We start from the raw sequence: 5,308 nt of genomic DNA on the forward strand, positions 1-5,308 counted from the left end.
TAAACAAATCAAGAAATAAGCATTTCAGCAAAAATTAGTTTGCTTGAAATTCATAAGGCATCAGCATATAAACGCCATTCATTTCCCTTGTTTCCTGTACTTTTTTATAAAGTTTATAATCCTCTTTAAAAACAGATTTAGCAAATCTATCTTTTACATTCATTCCAAAGCTTCCAAATATTTTTTCAAAAGGATTTTTCTCATCAGGCAATATTTTCAATCTGTAATTTTCAAGTTCAGCCATTTCAGCAGCTATTTCTATTGCATCATAAAGTCCACCTAATTCATCAACCAATCCATTTTTTAATGCTTGTTCTCCTGACCAAATTCTACCTTGTGCAATATTTCTAACTACAGAATCCGGTAAATTCCTTCCTTCTGCTACTCTTGAAACAAAATCATCATAAGTATTATTTACAAAATTCTGAATAATAGCTTCTTCTTCAGGAAGCATTTCCCTATTTGGGTTCATCATATCAGAATATTTTCCTGTTTTTACTCTATCGAAAGTTACACCTAATTTGTTGTTCCAGAAATCTTTCATATTCATAAAAAGTCCGAAAACGCCAATTGAACCTGTTATTGTATTTGGTTGTGCAACAATTCTATCGGCAGGACAAGCAATATAATAACCTCCTGAGGCTGCAAGGTCTCCCATTGAAACAACAAATGGTTTCTTCTCTGCAGCAAGTTTTACTTCTCTCCAAATTATATCTGATGCGAGAGCAGCACCACCCGGAGAATTTATTCTTAATACAATAGCTTTTATTTTTTCACTCTCTCTAGCTTTTCTAATTGCTTTTGATAGTGATTCAGCACCAATATTTTGATCAGAACCTTTTCCCATTCCAATACTACCTGAAGCATAAATTAGTGCAATCTTTTCTTTTGTATATTCCTTCTTTTCTTTCTTTTTAACATCGCTTTTTGAATAAGCACTCAATCTTACAAAATTTAATTCTTCCACATCAGCTTTCTCTTTAAGTAGTTTTTCAAATTCATCATAATAAATTAATCCGTCAACCATCTTATATTTGAGAGCATCTTCACTTGTTCCTATTTTATAATTATCAGCAAGATACTTAAGTCGTTTTGTACTTAGGCTTCTATGTTGAGCAATATTTTTAAGAAAATTATCATAAAGCGGAAATAAAAATTCTTCCATTTGCTTTCTATTTGCATCACTCATATTATCTCTAATAAAAGGCTCTCCTGCTGATTTATATTTACCAACCCTAATTAATTTTGGAGTAATCTCTAATTTTTCAAACATAGCTTTCATAAAAGCCATTTCTGAATGGAAACCATCAAATATTAACATTCCTTCCGGTTCAAGATAAATTTTATCTGCGACAGAAGCAATATAGTAAGCATCTTCTGTAAGTATATCGCTATAAGCATAAATGAATTTTTTTGATTCTTTAAAATCAATCAATGCATTTCTTATTTCTTCAAGAGTTGCAAATCTTGCTGGTATTGCTGTTAAATTCAAATAAATACCTTTGATTTTTTCGTCATCCTTTGCTTTAGCAATATTATCTATAATATCTTTAAGTGAAATTGGAAAATTCATTTCATCACTTAAGAATGCTACATCAGAAAAAGGGTTGTCCTCTACCCTCTCCTGAATTGGTTTGTTCAATTTTATTTTTAAAATACTACCTTTTTCAATAACAACTTCTTTATCAAACTGTTTTGTAGCCTTATTGGAAACAAAACTAACAATTCCAACCACTAATAATATTGAAATAAAAAATATTACAATATAACCGAAAATAAAGCCAATCATACTGGCAAATACATACTTAAAAAAACCATTCATAATTATTTAATTTATTGTTTGTGAACTAATAATCAATTTTTTTTGACAACTTCAAAGTTAGCAATTAATTTAATTAAATTTTTCAAAAAAAACCGGAAATAAAATTATCTTCGGTATTAAATTTCTATCATTCCTCTCTTCTATTCTCCCCGGCATACTTTAATCTGTTAATATTGAAATACCGAAAGTAACAGGATAAAGTTCAGGTGCAGCACTAACATCAAAAAGTGGTTGAAGACTGTAATTAGCAAATAGCATAATATCATTACCATAACCTATTCTTGCTGTTAATCCATACCTGAAAGCATTTGTGAAAAAATCATCTTTAACTTTCTCTTTTTGTCTTTTATCATTTTGCATGTAAACAACTTTTGATTTTGAACCAACATTGTATGCCAATAATAAACCTCCTGCAAAATGAAAAGCTTTTTCAGAATCTTTAGCAAAATTCAATTCAAGAAGTAGAGGCAAAGTAAGATAAGTAACTGTCAATTTTGTTTTTAAATAATCTTTTTGAGTATTTATAATACCACTTAAGCTATCAGGATTAACTAAAAGTTGAGTGTTGTTTTTAAATTTATAGTTATTTATTTCCAAGCCCAAACCTGTTGCTATTTGAACATACTCCCTAAATATTGGAATATCTTTTTCAAAAAGATTAATTCCCACACCAATTGACTTTTTATAATTAAGATCAATTATATCATAATTTTGAGGAACATCAAATGTGTTTTCAGGATTTAAATAACCTGTAACACCTATGTCAATTCCACTCCAAGGATGAAATTTATCACCTCTATTGTGCTTTTTATGATGCTTATTATCTTCCCCGTCCTCTCCATTTTCTTCGTCAATATCTTCATCAATTTCAGCATCATCCTCTGTTATGTTGAATTTATATTTTCCAATTCGTATCTTTATTGTATCACCATTTTCATCAACAACTTTTTTCATTCCACCTTTTCCTTTAATTATTGCAGCACCCGAAACTTTAAGATTTTCAGTAATAGGGTCTCCACGAAATTCAAGTTTTGCTGCACCGGAAATCTCACCTGATATTTCTTCAACGGCAGAAATTTCGGCATCTCCTGCTCCACTTATTTTTAATTCAGTTATTTTTGTTGAAAGATTTTCAGATTTAAACTTTGCTGCTCCCGACACATTCATTTCATGATTCTCAGCACTTCCACTAAGATATAGTTTTGCAGCTCCACTTACATTAGTAACTAATTTTCTTACTGAAATTTCCAAATCAATTGTTGATGCACCATTTACTTTAATAAATAAACTATCAGTAGTAATAATATTTTCGCCTATTACTTTGCCAATATGATTTGATATAACAGATGAAATATCTATAAATGAAATATAAACATCAACAGCTGTAGAACTTTTTGAATCTATTTTTAAAACATCATTTTTTACCTTAGTAATAATTTTATCAAAATCCTTCTCTTTTGTTTTTATTTCAATACTTTCTTTATCGCTTTGCTTTAAATAAACAATGATTTTACTACCCCCTATTTCTATTGCATTAAAATGTGCTAGATCTCTTATAATTGAAGTTGAATTAGGAACTTCTTCATTTACAATGCTATCATTTTCTTGAGCACTTAATCCGAATGACAGAAATGTAACAAATAATAATATAAAATGTTTCATAATAATTTGTTTTTGATTTTTTAATAATTTCAGTGGTAAGACGTAAGTATTTAAAATTTTGTTACAATAAAATTTTATTATTTTCTGATTGGTAATGCAAAATCAACTTTGGGGCTATGAAAAGCGAGTGAATTCACTTTCCCTTCATCATTATATTGCTTTTTAAGTTTGATATCCTTCCCAAAAAAGCCACCTGCATTTGTAAGTCCTGCTCCTGCAATATCCCAAAAACCTAACTTTCTATTATCATTAGATTCTTCACTAAGATATTTCTCCCTGAATCTTTTTTCTAAATATTTTTTAACTGTATAACTTTTAGCCGTTTTGTTTTTTTGGCTTATTCGTTTTGGTTCAACCTCATCAACCCAAGCATTATAAACTGTTTCTGTCATTTCATTTTGCAACAATTCTCCTTCTATAAAATCATCCTTAGCTTTTTCAAATTTCAGATTGTCAGGCTTTACACCAATATCTGCTTTTGCTATTTTATTGTTTGTTATTTTATTCTTAAAATCACTTCTTTTTTCCTTTTTAATATTTTCATTTTTTACAAAAACAGTTGTCCTTTGTGCTATGCTTTCAGTTTTAGGTTTTTCTTGCAACTTTATTGTTTTAGTTTCAATCGTTTTTTCAACTAAATTGTTTTTGTTATTTATAACAGTATTTTTATTTGACTTTTCTATTACAGCTGTGTTGCTTTCACTCAATCCTGTATTTTGTTTTTTTACTGTATCTTCATTAATAAAAATAAACATAACAGCAATAGTAGCAGCTACAGCAATAGGTACTAAATATTTTAAGAAAACTGTTCGCGTTGTTACAATTGAAAATCTTTTTAAGGAAGCTTTCTCTTTAAAAATAATATTTTTATCAGCTTTTAGTTTTGCATTTTTGTAAAGCAAAAGTTCTTTTTCCCTTTTAGGATTTACTGCAACAAAACGATTAAATTTAGATTCTTCTTCAATGTTAAGGTCTCCTTCAACCTTTGCTACAAAAAACTCTTCTTCACTTTCAAATTTATTAGGAATAAGATCATTTTCCTTTTTAAAAAGAGAATCTTTTTCCGGCATTGAAACTTTATTTGGTGTAACAGTAGCATTTTCAATACCTTCAAATTCATTCTTAAGGTCAGGATTTTCATTCAAAAAATTACCTACATCTTTTATTTCTTCCTCACTAAGATTTCCTTCGAGATAATCGATAAAAAAGATTTCATAGTTGTTTATGTTAATTTTCTCTTTCATATTCTAATTAAATTACAAGGTCTATACTTTTTAAATGTTTTTTTAAGAAAACCCTTGCTCTGTAAATATATACTTTTACCTGACTTTCGTTCAAGGCTGTTATTTCAGCAATTTCATTATAGGAATAACCCTCATAATCACGCAATAAAATAACCGATTTTTGTATTTCAGGTAATTTATCAACAGCCTTGTCAAGTATCTCTTTAAGATCTGAATAAGTATCGGTTGTAAGCATATCTTCAACATTTGCTTGTTCTAAGTTAACCTTTCTTTTATCTTTTCTTATCATGTCAATCATTGTATGATAAGCGGTTGTAAACAAATAGGATTTAACTTTTTCGTAGTTCACATTCTCAATCTTTTTCCAGAGCTTTTCATAAGTATCTTGCACAACGTCTTTTGCTTTATCTTCATCACAAATATTCTTCAGGATAAATCGAAATATTCCGTCCGAATAGTCGTCAACACAAATGTTATACTCGTTTAAAGTCATTTTAGTTTAAATTTCATTCCTATGACGTATTAAATATTCAGAAAGTTACAGTCTTTTTTTTCAAATTGAATAATCTTGAAAGAAATT

4 protein-coding genes are annotated in these 5,308 nt (G+C 28.8%); all 4 read right to left on the reverse strand.

Annotation, left to right across the window (positions count from 1 at the left end):
* Positions 1-34: 34 nt before the first annotated feature.
* Positions 35-1,822: a signal peptide peptidase SppA gene (sppA, locus tag U9R42_01990; protein ID MEA3494784.1), complete on the reverse strand. Its 1,788-nt coding sequence runs from the start codon at positions 1,820-1,822 to the stop codon at positions 35-37.
* Positions 1,823-1,981: 159 nt separating this feature from the next.
* Positions 1,982-3,484, reverse strand: coding sequence for a DUF2807 domain-containing protein (locus U9R42_01995; GenBank protein ID MEA3494785.1), 1,503 nt, complete (start codon positions 3,482-3,484; stop codon positions 1,982-1,984).
* A 77-nt stretch (positions 3,485-3,561) separates the two neighbouring features.
* Positions 3,562-4,728 (reverse strand): hypothetical protein, encoded by a 1,167-nt coding sequence (locus U9R42_02000; GenBank protein MEA3494786.1) that lies wholly within the window; start codon positions 4,726-4,728, stop codon positions 3,562-3,564.
* A gap of 7 nt (positions 4,729-4,735) precedes the next feature.
* Entirely contained in the window at positions 4,736-5,221 is a 486-nt protein-coding gene (locus U9R42_02005; protein MEA3494787.1) for an RNA polymerase sigma factor, read from the reverse strand.
* Positions 5,222-5,308: the final 87 nt, after the last annotated feature.

This window comes from Bacteroidota bacterium (genome assembly GCA_034723125.1).
In the GTDB taxonomy this organism is placed as follows: Bacteria; Bacteroidota; Bacteroidia; order CAILMK01; family JAAYUY01; genus JAYEOP01.